The 15,976-nt window shown below is 67.8% G+C and carries 16 protein-coding genes; 11 read left to right on the top strand and 5 right to left on the bottom strand.

Features of this window, described 5'->3' with window-relative positions; translation table 11 throughout:
* Positions 1–304 precede the first annotated feature (304 nt).
* Together V7D63_RS00780 and ligA are read right to left on the bottom strand one after the other, a co-directional pair.
* Positions 305–922, bottom strand: a complete 618-nt coding sequence (locus V7D63_RS00780) for a 3'-5' exonuclease (protein WP_333590351.1) — start codon at positions 920–922, stop codon at positions 305–307.
* Between the two features lie 9 nt (positions 923–931).
* Entirely contained in the window at positions 932–3,352 is a 2,421-nt protein-coding gene (gene ligA / locus V7D63_RS00775; RefSeq protein ID WP_333590350.1) for an NAD-dependent DNA ligase LigA, read from the bottom strand.
* A gap of 116 nt (positions 3,353–3,468) precedes the next feature.
* Here ligA and V7D63_RS00770 point away from each other — a divergent pair, with 116 nt between their 5' ends.
* From V7D63_RS00770 to V7D63_RS00760, 3 genes are all read left to right on the top strand, one after another.
* Complete coding sequence (locus V7D63_RS00770) at positions 3,469–4,437, top strand: M28 family peptidase (RefSeq protein WP_333590349.1); 969 nt, start codon at positions 3,469–3,471, stop codon at positions 4,435–4,437.
* A 77-nt stretch (positions 4,438–4,514) separates the two neighbouring features.
* The gene (locus V7D63_RS00765) at positions 4,515–5,147 is read left to right on the top strand and encodes a methyltransferase family protein (protein ID WP_333590348.1); all 633 of its coding nucleotides are present in this window, start codon (positions 4,515–4,517) and stop codon (positions 5,145–5,147) included.
* 7 nt (positions 5,148–5,154) lie between these two features.
* A complete protein-coding gene (locus V7D63_RS00760) occupies positions 5,155–5,715 on the top strand; it encodes a hypothetical protein (protein ID WP_333590347.1) in 561 nt (186 codons plus the stop codon).
* Here V7D63_RS00760 and V7D63_RS00755 read toward each other — a convergent pair whose 3' ends face one another.
* Both V7D63_RS00755 and V7D63_RS00750 read right to left on the bottom strand, forming a co-directional pair.
* On the bottom strand, positions 5,716–6,291 hold the full coding sequence (locus tag V7D63_RS00755; RefSeq protein WP_333590346.1) for an HD domain-containing protein: 576 nt from the start codon (positions 6,289–6,291) through the stop codon (positions 5,716–5,718). It abuts the gene before it with no gap.
* 5 nt (positions 6,292–6,296) lie between these two features.
* Positions 6,297–6,755, bottom strand: coding sequence for a peptidylprolyl isomerase (locus V7D63_RS00750; RefSeq protein ID WP_333590345.1), 459 nt, complete (start codon positions 6,753–6,755; stop codon positions 6,297–6,299).
* Positions 6,756–6,942: 187 nt separating this feature from the next.
* Here V7D63_RS00750 and V7D63_RS00745 point away from each other — a divergent pair, with 187 nt between their 5' ends.
* The 8 genes from V7D63_RS00745 (at position 6,943) to V7D63_RS00710 (ending at position 15,672) form a co-directional block, all read left to right on the top strand.
* Positions 6,943–7,653 carry an RlmE family RNA methyltransferase gene (locus V7D63_RS00745; RefSeq protein ID WP_333590344.1) on the top strand — a complete coding sequence of 237 codons (711 nt, stop codon included), beginning with the start codon at positions 6,943–6,945 and terminating at the stop codon, positions 7,651–7,653.
* A complete protein-coding gene (locus V7D63_RS00740) occupies positions 7,650–8,651 on the top strand; it encodes a hypothetical protein (RefSeq protein WP_333590343.1) in 1,002 nt (333 codons plus the stop codon). The genes V7D63_RS00745 and V7D63_RS00740 overlap by 4 nt, the downstream gene beginning before the upstream one ends.
* A gap of 78 nt (positions 8,652–8,729) precedes the next feature.
* Positions 8,730–10,187 carry an IMP dehydrogenase gene (gene guaB, locus V7D63_RS00735; protein ID WP_333590342.1) on the top strand — a complete coding sequence of 486 codons (1,458 nt, stop codon included), beginning with the start codon at positions 8,730–8,732 and terminating at the stop codon, positions 10,185–10,187.
* Between the two features lie 18 nt (positions 10,188–10,205).
* Positions 10,206–10,604 (top strand): MAPEG family protein, encoded by a 399-nt coding sequence (locus V7D63_RS00730; protein ID WP_333590341.1) that lies wholly within the window; start codon positions 10,206–10,208, stop codon positions 10,602–10,604.
* A gap of 10 nt (positions 10,605–10,614) precedes the next feature.
* Positions 10,615–11,877 (top strand): RsmB/NOP family class I SAM-dependent RNA methyltransferase, encoded by a 1,263-nt coding sequence (locus tag V7D63_RS00725; protein WP_333590340.1) that lies wholly within the window; start codon positions 10,615–10,617, stop codon positions 11,875–11,877.
* Positions 11,874–12,569, top strand: a complete 696-nt coding sequence (locus tag V7D63_RS00720) for a 5'-methylthioadenosine/S-adenosylhomocysteine nucleosidase (RefSeq protein WP_333590339.1) — start codon at positions 11,874–11,876, stop codon at positions 12,567–12,569. The genes V7D63_RS00725 and V7D63_RS00720 overlap by 4 nt, the downstream gene beginning before the upstream one ends.
* Positions 12,566–14,128, top strand: a complete 1,563-nt coding sequence (gene guaA, locus V7D63_RS00715) for a glutamine-hydrolyzing GMP synthase (RefSeq protein WP_333590338.1) — start codon at positions 12,566–12,568, stop codon at positions 14,126–14,128. Before V7D63_RS00720 ends, guaA begins: the two co-directional genes overlap by 4 nt.
* A 290-nt stretch (positions 14,129–14,418) precedes the next feature.
* Positions 14,419–15,672, top strand: coding sequence for a tyrosine-type recombinase/integrase (locus tag V7D63_RS00710; protein ID WP_333590337.1), 1,254 nt, complete (start codon positions 14,419–14,421; stop codon positions 15,670–15,672).
* Here the strand turns inward: V7D63_RS00710 and V7D63_RS00705 are convergent.
* Positions 15,626–15,919: a helix-turn-helix transcriptional regulator gene (locus V7D63_RS00705; RefSeq protein ID WP_333590336.1), complete on the bottom strand. Its 294-nt coding sequence runs from the start codon at positions 15,917–15,919 to the stop codon at positions 15,626–15,628. The two genes, V7D63_RS00710 and V7D63_RS00705, sit on opposite strands and share 47 nt — an antisense overlap.
* Positions 15,920–15,976: the final 57 nt, after the last annotated feature.

Genomic DNA, 15,976 nt, shown 5'->3' with positions numbered 1-15,976 from the left:
TCTAGACCCGGCGCGAACCCAGGCGCGTCGATCATGGCAGGGGTGGCGGGGGTAGCGTGCGATAGCGTCCTAGGGTGCGGCTTCCTGAAACTCGTCACCCTCGGGCTTGTCCCGAGGGGCCATGGGGGCCGCAGGCCGAGCCATGGGCCGTTGTGACCGCTGGTCAGACCATCCGCGTTCGAGGAGGCCTCCGAGATAGGCCCTCGGGACAGGCCCGAGGGTGACGGAGCCTTGAAGGTCTAGGCCCGATTTGGGTTCACGCCCTGACCGACCAGAGCCAGCCATTCGTCCTCGGCCAGCCCCTTCACGCCATGCGTCTGGGCTTGAACGCCTTGGGCGCGGCCGCCGAGCAGGGCCGGTAGCTGTCGGCGTTCAGGCGGCCCATGGATACGTCTGTCAGAGCGCACAGGCTGTCGAAACCCTCTGCGCCGTGAACCTTCATGGCCGCAAGGGCCAGGGCCGCGCAGGCATAGGCGTCTTCAGCGGCGTCATGGTGTTTGAACGTGACGCCCAGATGGCCGCAGACCGCGTTCAGCTTGTGCGAGGTCAGTTCCGGCCAACTGCGGCGCGCCACATTCACCGTGCACAGGTAGTCGAACTCGGGATAGGGCAGGCGATAGTGGTCGCAGGTGTTGCGGATCACGCTGACATCGAACGCGGCGTTGTGCGCCAGAACCGTCCGCCCACGTAGCCGGGGCGCGAGCCGAGCCAGCACGGCGGGGAATTCGTCGGCGTCGCGCACCTGGTCCGGGCCGATGCCGTGAAAGGCGATGTTGAACGGGGCGAACCGCATGCCGGGCGGGCGGATGTAGTGATGCTCGACCGCCTCGATCACGCCGTCGGTGATCCAGGCCAGGCCGATCGAACACGGGCTGGCCCGTTGTTCGTTCGCCGTCTCGAAGTCGATCGCGACCGCCCGCATCCGCACCCTCTAAGGTTGCGCTATCAGCGCCAGCCACTGATCCTCGGTCAACACCTCCACGCCGTGTTTCTGGGCGTCGGCCAGTTTCGACCCGGCGCCGGGACCGGCGACCAGATAGTCGGTCTTTTTCGACACCGAACCGGAGACCTTGGCCCCCAGGCTTTCGGCGCGGGCCTTGGCCTCGTCACGGGTGAACCGCTCCAGGGCGCCGGTGAAGACCACGGTCTTGCCGGCCACGGCGCCTTCGGTGCGGGGACGTTCGACCTCCAGGATCTCAAGCTCGGACGCCAGGTCGGAGACGGTGGCCCGGTTGCGCGGCTCATGGAAGAAGTCGATCAGGGCCAGGGCCGCGACCTCGCCCACGCCCTTGACGCCGGACAGCTCCAGAAAGGCCTCGCCGGGCGCTTGAACCGCCGCCGACGCGGCGGTTTCGGCGAAGGCGGACCATGAGCCGAAATGGTCCGCCAGGACCGTTCTGACCTTGGTCGGCAACTTGGCGGCCGCGCGGCCGATCTTTTCGGACAGGGGGGCCTCGGGCCAGGGGTCTTGCGATTGTCCGGCGCCGCCGAAGGCGACGATCAGGGCCTGGTTCACCGGGCCGACGCCCTCGATCCGCGCCAGGGCGTCCCAGTCGGCGCCGGGGCGGTGCGCGCCCGCCGCGTCCACCGCCGCCTCCAGCTCGGTCCAGGTGCGATAGGCGCGGGCCAGGACGATGGAGGTCTGTTCGCCGATGTCGCGCACGCCCAGGCCGAACAGGAACCGGTCCAGGGTGATCCGGCGCCGGGCTTCGATGCTGGCCAGCAGCGTGTCCACCTCCTTGAAGGTGCGTTTGTCGTCGGCGATGGATTTGGCGACCTTGGTCCCGGTCGTCAGCTCGCGCTGGCGCGCCTGCTCCTTGCGCTGCTCCAGCACCACCGCCCGCAGGGCCGCTTCGTCGCGATGCAGACGGAAGATGTCGCCGGGCCGTGCGACCAGGCTGCCGTCCAGCAGCATTTCGATCAGCCGTTCGCCCAGGCCCTCGATGTCGAACGCCCGACGCGACACGAAATGCTTGAGCCGCTCCAATCTCTGGGCGCCGCAGATCAGGCCGCCGGTGCAGCGACGCCGCACCTCGCCGCCCTCGCGCACGGCTTCGGAGCCGCAGACCGGACAGTGGGTCGGGAAGGCATAGGGTCGGGCGTCGACGGGACGTTTGTCCATCACCACGCCCAGGATCTGAGGGATCACGTCGCCCGCGCGTTGCAGGATGACGGTGTCGCCGATGCGCACGTCCTTGCGGGCGATCTCGTCTTCGTTGTGCAGGGTGGCGTTGCGCACCACCACGCCGCCGACCGTGACGGGGTGCAGGCGGGCGACGGGCGTCAGGGAGCCGGTGCGGCCGACCTGGATGTCGATGTCCTCCAGCAGGGTCTGGGCTTGCTGGGCCGGGAATTTGTGGGCGATGGCCCAGCGGGGGCTACGGGCGATGAAGCCCAGGCGGTCCTGCCAATCCTGGCGGTCGACCTTATAGACCACGCCGTCGATGTCGTAGTTCAGCGTCGCGCGCTGGGCCTGAAGGGCCTGATAGATCTGGATCAGCCGTTCGGCGGGGTCCTGATCCTGGTCTTGATCCCGGCCTGGCGCGCGCCAGACGTCGGGGGTCTGGAACCCCCAGTCGCGCAGTCTCTCCAGGCCCTCCCACTCACTGTCGGCGAAGGGCGCCGACACCTGGCCCCAGGCATAGGCGAAGAAGCATAACGGCCGAGCCGCCGTGACGGTCGGATCTTTCTGACGCAGCGAACCGGCGGCGAAATTGCGGGGGTTGGCGTAGGTGCGGCGGCCCTCGGTCTCGGCCGCGGCGTTGAAGGCGTCGAAGGCGTCATTGGGGGCATAGACCTCGCCGCGCACCTCGATTACCTCGGGCCAGCCCGCGCCGGACAGGCGCTGGGGGATGTCGGCGATGGTCTTCAGATTGGCGGTCACATCCTCGCCGGTCTTGCCGTCGCCGCGCGTGGCGCCGCGCACCAGGACCCCGTTCTCATAGCGCAGGCTGGCGGACAGGCCGTCGATCTTCGGCTCAGCGACGAAGGCCAGCGGCGCCTTGTCGTCCAGGCGCAGGAAGCGGCGGATGCGGGCCACGAAGTCGGCGATGTCCTGATCGTCGAAGGCGTTGTCCAGGCTGAGCATCGGCACGCCGTGGCGGACGGGCGCGAACTGGCTGGAGGCCTCGGCGCCGACCTTCAGACTGGGGCTGTCGGGCCGGACCAGGTCGGGAAAACGGGTCTCGATGGCCGCATTGCGCGCCTTCAGGGCGTCGTAGTCGGCGTCCGAGACCTCGGGCGCGTCGTTCTGGTGATACAGCAGGTCGTGCCGGGCCAGGTCGGCGGCCAGACGCGCCAGTTCCTCGCGGGCCTGGTCTTCGGTCAGTTGATCGACGGACGTCTGGGGCATGGAATCGCAACGGCGGACGAGGAGTTCAGCTTCTAGCGCCGCCATGACAGGACGTTAAGCTGACGGCGGGCGTCGGGACCGATAAGGTCCGCCCCGCACCTTATTCTGGAGCCTCCATGCGCCCGACCGCCGCCCGTTTCGCCCTGGTCTCGATGACCGCCCTGGCCCTGGCCGCCTGCATGAGCACGGCGCCGGTCGAGACCCCGGCCGCGCCCGAGGCGCCCAAGCCGGATCGTTACGCCCAGTTGATCGACGATCTGCGCATCCTGTCGGCCGACGACATGGCCGGGCGCGGCGTCGGCACGCCGGGCGGCGAGATGGCGCGCGACTATCTGGTCGGCCGGATGGAGGCCCTGGGGATCGTCGCCCCGGCCATGGGGCGGCTGCAGCCGTTCGAATCGACCCTGACCCGGCGCGACGGGACCAGCGTCACCTATAACGGCGTCAACGTTCTGGGCCTGATCCCCGGCACGCGGGCGACCGACCGCTACATCGTCATCACCGCCCACTATGACCATGAGGGGATCAAGAACGGCGAGATCTACAACGGCGCCGACGACAACGCCTCGGGCGTGGCCACCATGCTGGAGATCGCCGCCCGGCTGAAGGCCGCGCCGCCCGAGCACAGCGTGCTGATCGTGGCCCTGGACGGCGAGGAGAGGGGGCTGCTGGGCGCCCGCCACTTCGTCGAGGCGCCGCCGTTCCCGCTGAGCGCCATCGCCCTGAACATCAACTACGACATGACCGCGCGCGCCGAGACGGACGGCAAGTTGTGGGTCACCGGCACCTATCAGCACCCGAACCTGCGCCCGATCCTGGAGCCGATCCCGGCCAACGGCGCGGTCGCCCTGGCCTTCGGCAAGGACACGCCGGAAGACAAGGGCGAGGACAATTGGGTCATGGCGTCCGACCACGGCGCCTTCCACCGCGCGGGCGTGCCCTTCCTGTATTTCGGCGTGAACTATCACCCCGACTATCACCGCCCGACCGACGATTTCGACAAGGTCACCCCGTCGGTCTTCATCAGCGCGACCGAGCTGGCCTGGGCCGGTTTCCAGGCGCTGGACCGGTCTTTGGACCGCTGACGCGACACGCTCGCAAAGATAGAACTTGAAAGCGCGGCCGTTACGCCGTTTCGTTCAGCGAAACGGAGCGTTGGGTCATGTCTGTCATTTCGCCGTCCGCCTTCGACCTGCAAGCGGTGCAGAAGTTGCGAAAGATCGCGGTGTTGGCGATCGGCATGATGCTGATCGGGGCGACGTTCTTCACGCAGTCGCCGGACGGCGTCGATGGAAATTGGCATGAAGCCCTGGAATGGGCGGGGCTGGCGGCCATCGCCGTGGCGATCGTCGGACGGGCCTGGTGCTCGCTGTATATCGGCGGCCGAAAGAAGGTCGAGATCGTCGATCGCGGTCCCTATTCGCTGAGCCGCAACCCGCTCTATATCTTCAGCTTCTTCGGCGCATTCGGCATCGGCGCTCAGACCGGGCAACTGACCATCGCCGTGTTGTTCGTGGTCGTCGCCTGGCTGATCTTCCGCGCCACCGTACGCAAGGAGGAGGCGTGGCTGATGGGTCGATTCGGCGACGTCTACGCCGCCTACACCGCGCGGACGCCGCGGTTCTGGCCGCGATTCAAGGCCTGGCGCGATGAGGACGAACTGACCATCCGCCCCGCCTTCTTCCTGTTGACCCTGCGTGACGGCCTGGCCTTCCTGATCGCCATCCCGCTGTTCGAGGCGGTCGATTTCGCACAGGCCGAAGGCTGGCTGCATGTGCTCGCCCGCCTGCCGTGAGCCGTTGATGCGCCGCCTTGTTGTTCTGACGGCCGCCGCCCTGGTTCTGACCGCCTGTCAGCCGCCCGCCCCACGCGAAGGCGGCGGCGATGCGGGACCGTCGCGCGACATCGCCGCCGATTTCCACCACGACATCGACGCGGAACAGTCGGGCTATTACCTGCCGACGGACGAGGTCAGCGTGGACGGTTGGGTCTTCCACCACCTGTTCATGGGGCAGAAGGCCGATTTCCAGGCCTGGGAGCAGGGGCGGCGCGACGGCGTCTTCGCGCCCCTGATGATCGAGTTCGAGGACCGCGACAGCCCCATGGTCCAGACCGAGCTGGGCGAAAGCCGCAGCGGCCGCGACCGCATCCTGCCGACCCGCTATCGGGTGACGAACGCAAGGGTGGTGTTCGAGGGACGGTCGGAACGGTTGGGACCGGTGCGTCTCCAGGGCGATCTGGACGCCGGAAGGCTGGCGGAATCGAAACGCAACCTCGGCGACGAGGCTCCGGTGCTGACCGGAACCCTGACGGTTGGCGGACGCGGCTATCCGGTGCGCATGCGCTGGTGGGCGGGGGACTGATCAGGCCGTCAGAAGGGCGATCTCGCGCTTCAGATTGGCGCGAGCCTGACGATCCAGCCTTTCCGCCCAGACCGGGTCCGGGAAGAGGAGGTTCGCTTCCAGGAACCGGCTCATGACCGCCGCTCGGCCGGGACGATACAGGGCGTCCGGCACATGACCGTACTCGAACCTTATGGCGTCGGCGTAGGCGTCGTACCGGGCTGGCTCAGCGCCAAGGATCGACAGGTCGATGGACACCAGCCGGGCGCCGAGGATGTCGTCCGACCCGACCGTGTGGCCGGCGGTCAGCAGGATCAGGCGCTCGACCTCGGCGATGTCAGCCGGGGAGCATCCTTCGGCCATCAGGGCCTGGACGGCGAGCCGGGCGCTCTCGGCCTCATTATCTTTCCGTGTCGGGTCGTAGATCGCGTCGTGAAACCAGGCCGTGAGAGTCAGAAGGTTTCGCTGGCTCTGAGACAGGTCGGTCGAGGCTTCGACCTGGGCCAGGCAGTCTTCGATGTGGGCGAACGTATGATAGGCGCGGTGCGGCTCGTTGTAGCGGGCCAACAGGTCCTGACGAACCGCACCGGAGATCATGGCGATTAGTCGACCGTCGCCGTGACGATCTTGCCGGGGCTGCGGGGCGGCTCGCCCTTGGGCAGGGCGTCGATGTGCTCCATGCCGGACTCGACCTGACCCCAGACGGTGTACTGGCGGTCCAGGAAGGTGGCGTCGTCGAAGCAGATGAAGAACTGCGAATTGGCGCTGTTGGGGTCCGAGGTGCGGGCCATGGAGCAGACGCCGCGCACGTGCGGTTCGGCCGAGAACTCCTGCTTCAGGTTCGGCTTCTTGGAGCCGCCCGAACCGGTGCCGGTCGGGTCGCCGCCCTGGGCCATGAAGCCGGGGATGACGCGGTGGAAGACCACGCCGTCGTAGAAGCCTTCCTGGGCCAGTTCGGTGATGCGGGCGACGTGGCCGGGAGCCAGGTCGGGACGCAGCTTGATGACCACGTCGCCGGTTCCGGCGCCGGTATCGACGGTGAAGGTGAGGGTGTCGGCCATCGGGCGCTCCTGATTGAAGTTGGGTGCTCTTACCTCTCCGCTCATCCCGGCGAAAGCCGGGACCCAGTCCTTTCGAGGAAACACTGATGGTCGGGATGGACGATGGAGGGCGACCTTTCGACGGCCATCGCCCAAATCACTGGGTCCCGGCTTTCGCCGGGATGAGCGGAATGAGATAGGGTGCCTCATGAGCCAAGACGAAAAGCCGCCGGAACGCCGCCGCATGGTGCGCCCGCCCACGGGCGGAACCGCCGCCGGGCGCGGCATGGGCCAGAAGATCAAGACCGCCGACAAGAAGTCGATGTCCAGCCAGCAATGGATCAAGCGCCAGTTGGCCGACACCTGGTCCGAGCGCGCGCGCGCCGAGGGCTGGCGCAGCCGCGCGGCCTTCAAGCTGATGGAGATCGACGACAAATATCGCCTGATCCGGCCCGGCTCGCGGGTCATCGACCTGGGTGCGGCGCCCGGCGGCTGGGTGCAGGTGGCGCTGAAACGCGGGGCGGCGGCCGTGGCGGGGGTCGATCTTCTGCCCATCGAACACATCGCGGGGGCCGAGCTGATCCAGGCCGACTTCACCGAGCCGGGGGTGGATCGGCGGCTGATCGACCTGGTCGGCGGGGCGCCGGATTTGGTGCTGTCGGACATGGCGCACAACACCATCGGCCACCGCCAGACCGACCATTTGAAGATCATCGCCCTGATCGAGATCGCCGCCGACTTCGCGATTCGCACCCTGCGGCCGGGCGGCGCCTTCGTGACCAAGAGCTTCCAGGGCGGCGACGCCGACGGCGTGCTGGCCGACCTGCGCGAGCATTTCGAGACCGTGAAGACGGTCAAGCCGCAGTCGAGCCGCAAGGGCAGTTCGGAAGTCTATTGGGTAGCGCTGAACAAGCGATGATCCCGCTGGCGGCCATGCTTCTGCTTCAGGGCGCCGCGCCGCAGGACACGCCGGTCGCATCCTTGATGGGGCGGTCTCCGACCGAAGTGGCCCGCGCCCTGGGTTCATCTGGACCAACGGGGATCGAGCCGGTGGTCATCGTCGAGAACGGTCGGCGCGTGGAGGTCTATCCCGGCGACGCCTTTCGGCCGCCGGCGCCGGAGGGGATGCGATGCGCGACCCAGGTCGGCGTTGCGCCGACGTTCGACGGGGGCATCGGTTTGCAGAGCCTGCGCACGCGTGCGCGCTTCGTGTTCCGTGACGGCGGGCTGGTCGCGGTGCGCGAGCCGCCGATGCGCCGCACCGCGCCCGCGCCGCCGCGCGAGTCGCATCGTCAGATGGTCGAGCGTTTTCGACAGGGCGGGGCGGTGACCGACTGGTCCGTGGCGACGGGGCGTCTGCCCCTGTCGGACGGGGCCGCCTTTGCGGATCGAACCACAGGCCTGGCGCCGATCGGCTCGGTCGTCTTCACCCGCTGCGAACCCAGGCCGATCCCGCCCGCGACGACACGGCCGCGGCCGTTCGATTCGGCGGGTTTTGTACAGGGACTGGCCCTGCTGCCTTTCGGGGTCCTGTTGCCCGCGCTGAATGCGGAGCGAGAGCGAGACGCGGTCGCGGGTCCGGCGCTGTTGGCGTCCGTCCAGCCTGGGGACGTGATGGCGGGCGGGGCGGAGGCCTTCGTGAGGGGGCGGCCGCGAGTGCGCCTGTACCGGGACGACGACGATCCCGACTACGGCGTCATCGTGGTCAGCGTGGGCAATCCGAGCCGCAACAATCTGGGCCGGTTCAACGACGTGGGCATGATCGGCGTGCGCGGCGACCGGGTGATATGGAAGGCCTCGCCCGCGGCCGTCGAAGCCATGGGTCTGAAAACACCCATGTGCATCGGCCGGGATGGGCGGTTGGATCGGGTGAGACCGGGCTGTTCCAACACCGGATATTTCGTCTTCGGCGACTGAAGACGCGACATGCGCAGTTGGCCCTTGCCGTTGCGCGGTGCGACACGTTATACGCGGCCCGCAAAACGGAGGCTCCTGATGGAGATACGCGAAGGGCTGACCTTCGACGATGTTTTGCTTGAACCCGGTCCTTCCGAGGTCATGCCCGCCGACGCGGACACCTCGACCCGGCTGACGCGCGACATCAAGTTGAACATCCCGCTGGCCTCGTCGGCCATGGATACGGTGACCGAGGCGCGCCTGGCGATCGCCATGGCGCAGACGGGCGGATTGGGCGTGCTGCACCGCAATCTGACGGTCGAGCAGCAGGCCGATCAGGTCCGCCAGGTGAAACGCTATGAAAGCGGCATGGTGGTGAACCCCGTCACCGTGACGCCGGACACCACCCTGGGCCAGGTGCGCGAGATCACGGCGGGCAAGAAGATCACCGGCTTCCCGGTGGTCGATCCCAAGTCCGGCAAACTGGTTGGGATGCTGACCAACCGCGACATGCGGTTCGAGAGCGACCTGAACCGCAAGGCCGCCGAACTGATGACCACCGGGCCGCTGTTCACCGTGCGCGAAGGCGCGGGGCGGCAAGAGGCGGTCGCCATTCTGCGCGACCGCAAGATCGAACGCGTCGTGGTGGTCGATGAGCAAGACCGCGCCGTCGGCCTGATCACCATGAAGGACATCCAGAAGGCCCAGGCCTTCCCCCACGCCGCCAAGGACGAGCAGGGCCGTTTGCTGGTCGGCGCCGCCTCCACCGTCGGCGACAGCGGCTATGAACGGTCGATGGCCCTGGCCGAGGCCGGCGTGGACGTGGTGGTGATCGACACCGCCCACGGCCACTCCATCCAGGTCGCCCGCGCGGTCGAGCGGGTGAAGCGCGAGTCCAACCGTCTTCAGGTCGTGGCCGGCAACGTCGCCACCTATGACGCCGCGCGCGCCCTGATCGACGCGGGCGCCGACGCGGTGAAGGTGGGCATCGGTCCCGGCAGCATCTGCACCACCCGCATCGTCGCGGGCGTGGGCGTGCCGCAACTGACGGCCATCATGGAGGCGGTTCGCGCGGCCAGGGGCACGGGCGTGCCGATCATCGCCGACGGCGGGATCAAATATTCGGGCGACCTGGCCAAGGCCATCGCGGCGGGCGCCTCGTGCGCCATGATGGGTTCGATGTTCGCTGGAACCGACGAAAGCCCCGGCGAGGTCTTCCTGTACCAGGGCCGGTCCTACAAGTCGTACCGCGGCATGGGTTCGGTGGGGGCGATGGGCCAAGGCTCGGCCGACCGCTATTTCCAGAAAGAGGTCGAGACCCAGAAGCTGGTGCCCGAGGGCATCGAGGGTCAGACCCCCTACAAGGGACCGATCGCGCCGGTGATCCACCAACTGGTCGGAGGCCTGCGCGCCGCCATGGGCTATGTCGGCGCCGCGACCATCGCCGACTTCCAAGACCGGGCGCGCTTCGTGCGCATCACCGGCGCGGGCCTGCGCGAAAGCCATGTCCACGACGTGATGATCACGCGTGAGGCGCCCAACTATCGTCAGGGCTGACCGGGGAGGGTCGAGACCATGGATATGACGCCTGAGTTCATCATGCTGGCCTTCACCCTGGTGTTGGCCCTGGTCCAGATTCTGTGGGCCGCGTCGGCGCGCACTCGCGAGCTGGGCATGAAGTGGAACGCCGGCGCCCGCGACGGCGAAACCCCGCCGCCGGGACCTCTGGCGGGCCGGTTGATGCGGGCGCAGGCCAATCTGTTCGAGACCCTGCCGATCTTCGCCGCCGCCGTGATCATGGCGCGGATCGAGGGCGTGGACAGCCAACTGACCTTCGTCGGGACGCACCTCTATTTCTTCGGGCGGCTGGTCTATCTGCCGCTCTACGCCTTCGGCGTCGCCTATGTGCGGTCGCTGGCCTGGGTGGTGAGCCTGGCCGGACTGATCATGGTCATCGCCGCCCTGTTCGTCTGATCGAGGTTCCGTGACCCCAGCCGCCCGTCTCGCCGCCGCCGCCTCGGTTCTGGACTCCATCGCCCAGGGCCGCCAACCGGCCGAGGCGGTGCTGAAGGCCTGGGGCCAGGCCAATCGCTATGCCGGGTCCAAGGACCGCAAGGCCATCGCCGACCGGGTCTATAAGGTGCTGCGCGCCCGCGCCCGGCTGAGCTGGGCCATGGGCGGGCGCGAGGACGGGCGGGCGCTGGTGATCGGCTCCTTGAGCCTGATCGACGGCCTGGCGCTGGATGAGATCGAGACCCTGCATTCAGGCGAGGGCTATGGTCCCCGGCCGTTGTCGAAACAGGAGCGGTCGCGGCTGACGGCGGCGGGCGAGGGCGAGCTGCCGGGCTGGGTTGCGGCCGGCCTGCCGGCCTTCGTGGTCGAGGATTTCAAGGCGACCTTCGGCGACCGCTGGACCGAGGAGGCCGAGGGGCTGATGGCGCCGCGCGCGCCCATCGACCTGAGGGTCAATACGCTGAAGACGGATGTCGAGACCGTGCGCGCCGAACTGGCCGAGGCTGGGCTGGAGGCGACGTTGACGCCGTGGTCGCCTGTGGGTCTGCGCCTGGTCTCTGAGCCGCCGCCGAACATCCAGGCGACCGAAGCCTTCAAGGACGGCCGCATCGAAATCCAGGACGAGGGCAGCCAGATCGTCTGCGCCCTGGCCGGGGCCGCGCCGGGCATGACGGTGGTCGACTATTGCGCCGGGGGCGGGGGCAAGACCCTGGGCCTGGCGCAGGCGATGGCCGGGCAGGGGACGCTGATCGCCGGCGACGTCGTGCAGAAACGGCTGGACAACATCCGACCCCGGCTGGCGCGCGCGGGCGTCGAGGCCGAGCTGCGTCTGCTGGGCCAGAACGGCGGCGGCATGGAGGATCTGAACGGTCAGGCCGATCTGGTCTTCGTCGATGCGCCGTGCAGCGGCTCGGGCACCTGGCGGCGACGGCCCGAAGAGGCCTGGCGGCTGACGGCCGACGAGGTCGAGCGGCTGCACGCCCTGCAGGTGCGCATCCTGGGCCAGGCGGCCAAGCTGGTGCGGCCGGGCGGGCGGCTGCTGTACGTCACCTGTTCGATGCTGAGCCGCGAGAACGAGGCCAGCGCCGACGCCTTTGAAGCCGCGCATCCGCAGTTCCGGCCGGTGGCGCTGTTCGCTTCCCCTCCCTTGGGGGAGGGGAATCGCCTGCGCCTGTCGCCCGCCAGTACGAACACCGACGGCTTCTTCGCGGCCCTGTACGAGCGTACGGCATGAGGCTGGAGCGATACGGCGATGTCGTCGTTCTGCCGGTGATGGCGGCGCCGGCCGAATACGGCGCGCATCTGCGGGCGCGGATCGACCCCTTGATGACCGGCATCGGCCCGGTCGAGGCGGCCGTGGCCCTGACCGCCGCCCTGGCCAGGCTGGAGGCCCAAGGCCAGACGCCGGACCTGATCGTGTCCCTGGGATCGTGCGGATCGCCGACACTGGACCATGCGGCGGTCTATCAGGCGTCGTCGGTCGGCTATCGCGACATGGACGCCAGCGCGCTAGGGTTTGAAAAGGGCGTGACGCCCCTGTTGGATCTGCCCGCGGTCCTGCCCCTGCCGTGTCCCATTCCCGGCGTGCCGCGTGCGCGGTTGTCGACCGGGGCCGATGTGGTGTCGGGCGCCGCCTATGACGACATCGACGCCGACATGGTGGACATGGAGACCTGGGCGCTGTTGCGGGCGGCCCAGACGTTCGGCGTTCCGCTGGCGGCCCTGCGCGGCGTGTCCGACGGCCGGGCCGAGCTGAAGGCGCTCAGCGACTGGACCGGCACGCTGCATCAGGTGGACGAGAACCTGGCGGCGGCGCTGGACCGCCTGGGCGACGGCCTGCGGTCGTGCGGCCTGGCCCTGCTTGAAATCCCGGCCGACGACGGCCAAGACCTCGCCCATTCGCGTCCATCGGAATCGATCCCATGACCCAGCCGTCCGCCCACCAGAAGGTCCTGATCGTCGATTTCGGCAGCCAGGTGACCCAGTTGATCGCCCGGCGCCTGCGCGAGGCGGGGGTCTATTGCGAGATCCATCCGTTCGACAAGGCGGGCGCGGCCTTGGCGGCGATGTCGCCCCAGGCGATCATCCTGTCGGGCGGCCCGGCCTCGACCACCGAGGCGGAAAGCCCGCGCGCCGATCCGGCCCTGTTCGAGGCGGGCGTGCCGGTGCTGGGCATCTGCTACGGCGAACAGGCGATCTGCGCCCAGTTGGGCGGCAAGGTCGAGAGCGGCCACCATCGCGAGTTCGGCCGCGCCGAGATCACCATCCAGAAGGCCAACCCGCTGTTCGCGGGCCTGGCCGAAGTGGGTCAGGGCGAGCCGGTGTGGATGAGCCACGGCGACCGCGTCACCGCCATCCCGCCGGGGTTCGAGGTCATCGCCGTCAGCGAGGGCGCGCCCTTCGCCGCCATCGCCGACGAGGGCCGCAAGATCTATGGCGTGCAGTTCCACCCCGAGGTGATGCACACGCCGCGCGGGGCGACGATCCTGAAGAATTTCACCCATCGGATCGCGGGCCTGACCGGCGACTGGACCATGGCCGCCTATCGCGACGAACAGATCGAAAAGATCCGCGCCCAGGTCGGCCAGGGCAAGGTCATCTGCGGCCTGTCGGGCGGGGTCGACAGTTCGGTGGCGGCGGTGCTGATCCACGAGGCCATCGGCGACCAGTTGACCTGCGTCTTCGTGGACACCGGCCTGCTGCGCAAGGACGAGGCGAAACAGGTCACGACCCTGTTCAGAGAACACTATAACATTCCGCTGATCCACGTTGACGCATCCGCGGAATTCCTGGGCGCCCTGGCCGGGGTTTCGGACCCTGAGACCAAGCGCAAGACCATCGGCAAGATCTTCATCGACGTTTTCGACCGTGAGGCGAACAAGATCGAGGGGGCCGAATTTCTGGCCCAGGGGACGCTGTATCCCGACGTGATCGAGAGCGTTTCGGCCTCGGGCGGCCCTTCGGCGGTGATCAAGAGCCACCACAACGTCGGCGGCCTGCCCGACTATATGAAGCTGAAACTGGTCGAGCCGTTGCGCGAACTGTTCAAGGACGAGGTGCGCGCCCTGGGCCGCGAACTGGGCCTGACCGACGCCTTCGTGGGCCGCCATCCGTTCCCCGGACCCGGCCTGGCCATCCGCATTCCGGGCGAGATCACGCCGGACGCCGTCGAGACCCTGCAACAGGCCGACGCCATCTATCTGGACGAGATCCGCAAGGCGGGCCTGTACGATCAGATCTGGCAGGCCTTCGCCGTGCTGCTGCCGGTCAAGACGGTCGGTGTCATGGGCGACGCGCGGACCTATGAGAAGGTGCTGGCCCTGCGCGCCGTCACCTCGACCGACGGCATGACGGCGGACTTCTATCAATTCCCTTGGGACGTTCTGGCGCGCACGGCGACGCGGATCATCAACGAGGTGCGGGGCGTCAACCGGGTGGTCTATGACGTCACGTCCAAACCGCCAGGAACCATCGAGTGGGAATAATTCGGGCCTTTCGGGAGCTTTCGAGAACGCTTCCGATACGCGCCGTAAGGTACTGACGCAAAAGTGAATTCTGTCGAGACCCTTCGAAGCCTTTCGGAGGGTCTTTTTTTCGTGATGCCGACCTGTCTGACGGTATCGCGCTCCGTTGCTCCCATGGATTCCGGCTCATACCGTCTGGGCCACGGCGAGCCGATGACGGTATTCCTTTCAAGCAAGACGCTGAAAAGGCGAGAAAATATCGACCTCGAACCGCCGATTTCCGGGCCTGTCCGGTGCGAGGAGATTTTACCGTGCTTACCGATGCCGCTCTGAAGAATTTGAAGCCAAAATCAAAGCCTTACAAGAGTACCGACAGGGACGGCTTATACGCCTACATCTCGCCTGGGGGAGCGATCTCGTTCCGCTACGACTACCGCTTCAACGGTCGGCGAGAGACGCTCACCCTGGGGCGCTACGGGCGGGGAGGTTTGAGCCTGTCGCAGGCGCGGGAACGTCTGTTCGAGATCAAGCGGACCATCGCGGACGGCGTGTCGCCTGCCTTGGAGAAGCAGCGCGCCAAGCGCCGGTTGAAGGAAGCGCGCAGCTTCGAGCATGTCGCCCAGCGCTGGATGGACACCGCGCCCATGGCGGACAGCACCCGGAACATGCGCCGATCGATCTTCAATCGCGAGGTTCTGCCGCAGTGGCGAAACCGCCTGCTCAGCGAGATCACTCCCGACGACATCCGGGCGCACTGCAAGACCATCGTGGACCGCGGCGCGCCGGCGACGGCGATCCATGTGCGCGACATCGTCAAACAGATCTACGCTTGGGCCATCCTGCACGGGGAGAAGATCGACAATCCGGCGGACGGCGTCGGGCCGGCGTCGATCGCGACCTTCCGGCCGCGAGACCGCAGCCTGTCGCCGAGCGAGATCCGCATCATGCTGGGGCTTCTCGGAGAGGTGGCGACCCTGCCGACCATCCGGCTCGGGTTGAAGTTCATCCTGCTCAGCATGGTGCGAAAGAGCGAACTGCAGGACGGCGTCTGGCCGGAGGTAGATTTCGAGAACGCGGTCTGGTCCATCCCGGCCGCGCGGATGAAGCGCTCCCGGCCCCACAACGTCTATCTGTCGACGCAGATGCTCGACATCCTGATCGCCCTGAAGACCTGCGCCGGGAACTCCAAATACATCCTGCCCTCCCGCTACGACGCGGACGCGCCGATGTCGCGGGCGACCTTCAATCGTGTGACCTCCGCCATCGCCGAACTGGCGAAGAAGCGGGGATTGCCGTTGGAGCCGTTCACGGTGCACGACCTGCGGCGGACAGCCTCCACCCTGCTGCACGAGATGGGCTTCAACTCGGACTGGATCGAAAAGGGCTTGGCTCACGAGGAGCGGTCGTCGCGCGGCGTCTACAACAAGGCGGAGTTCGAGATGCAGCGACGGCACATGGCGCAGCAGTGGTCAGACGCGGTCGAGGCCTGGGAGGCCGGGCGGACGTTCACGCCGGTGCTCAGTGTGCCGGAGGGAGAGGGGCCTCGCTTCGATCCGAAGTTCTGACGGGTCGGGTGATGCGTCGGCGGACGTCGGGCGGCGCCGCGCGGTGGATCGGCTGGTTGCGGCGGCGCTCGAGCCAGGCCTCGACCTCGGCCAGGTCCCAGACCACGCAGCGGGGCGTCAGGAGGAACCGCTTCGGAAACTCGCCCCGGCGCTCCATCTCCCAGATGGTGCTGTCGGCGAGCGGCACCATCTGGTGCAGTTCAGGCTTCTTGATCGTGCGCCGCAGGGGCGGGGTGGTCTGGCCCATCGATATCTCCGCTTTTGCTGCGGGGAATCGAACTCGAAAGGTTGCTACAGGCCTAGC

It is taken from the genome of Brevundimonas sp. (genome assembly GCF_036732845.1).
Classification (GTDB): Bacteria; Pseudomonadota; Alphaproteobacteria; order Caulobacterales; family Caulobacteraceae; genus Brevundimonas.
Note: the sequence above shows the minus strand (reverse complement) of the source record. Positions and strands in the feature narration are given on the sequence as shown.

Coding starts and splice junctions, on each gene's coding strand:
- V7D63_RS00780 (WP_333590351.1), bottom strand. CDS start 922: ATGCGGGCGGTCGCGATCGACTTCGAGACGGCGAACGAACAACGGGCC.
- ligA (WP_333590350.1), bottom strand. CDS start 3,352: ATGCCCCAGACGTCCGTCGATCAACTGACCGAAGACCAGGCCCGCGAG.
- V7D63_RS00770 (WP_333590349.1), top strand. CDS start 3,469: ATGCGCCCGACCGCCGCCCGTTTCGCCCTGGTCTCGATGACCGCCCTG.
- V7D63_RS00765 (WP_333590348.1), top strand. CDS start 4,515: ATGTCTGTCATTTCGCCGTCCGCCTTCGACCTGCAAGCGGTGCAGAAG.
- V7D63_RS00760 (WP_333590347.1), top strand. CDS start 5,155: ATGCGCCGCCTTGTTGTTCTGACGGCCGCCGCCCTGGTTCTGACCGCC.
- V7D63_RS00755 (WP_333590346.1), bottom strand. CDS start 6,291: ATGATCTCCGGTGCGGTTCGTCAGGACCTGTTGGCCCGCTACAACGAG.
- V7D63_RS00750 (WP_333590345.1), bottom strand. CDS start 6,755: ATGGCCGACACCCTCACCTTCACCGTCGATACCGGCGCCGGAACCGGC.
- V7D63_RS00745 (WP_333590344.1), top strand. CDS start 6,943: ATGAGCCAAGACGAAAAGCCGCCGGAACGCCGCCGCATGGTGCGCCCG.
- V7D63_RS00740 (WP_333590343.1), top strand. CDS start 7,650: ATGATCCCGCTGGCGGCCATGCTTCTGCTTCAGGGCGCCGCGCCGCAG.
- guaB (WP_333590342.1), top strand. CDS start 8,730: ATGGAGATACGCGAAGGGCTGACCTTCGACGATGTTTTGCTTGAACCC.
- V7D63_RS00730 (WP_333590341.1), top strand. CDS start 10,206: ATGGATATGACGCCTGAGTTCATCATGCTGGCCTTCACCCTGGTGTTG.
- V7D63_RS00720 (WP_333590339.1), top strand. CDS start 11,874: ATGAGGCTGGAGCGATACGGCGATGTCGTCGTTCTGCCGGTGATGGCG.
- guaA (WP_333590338.1), top strand. CDS start 12,566: ATGACCCAGCCGTCCGCCCACCAGAAGGTCCTGATCGTCGATTTCGGC.
- V7D63_RS00705 (WP_333590336.1), bottom strand. CDS start 15,919: ATGGGCCAGACCACCCCGCCCCTGCGGCGCACGATCAAGAAGCCTGAA.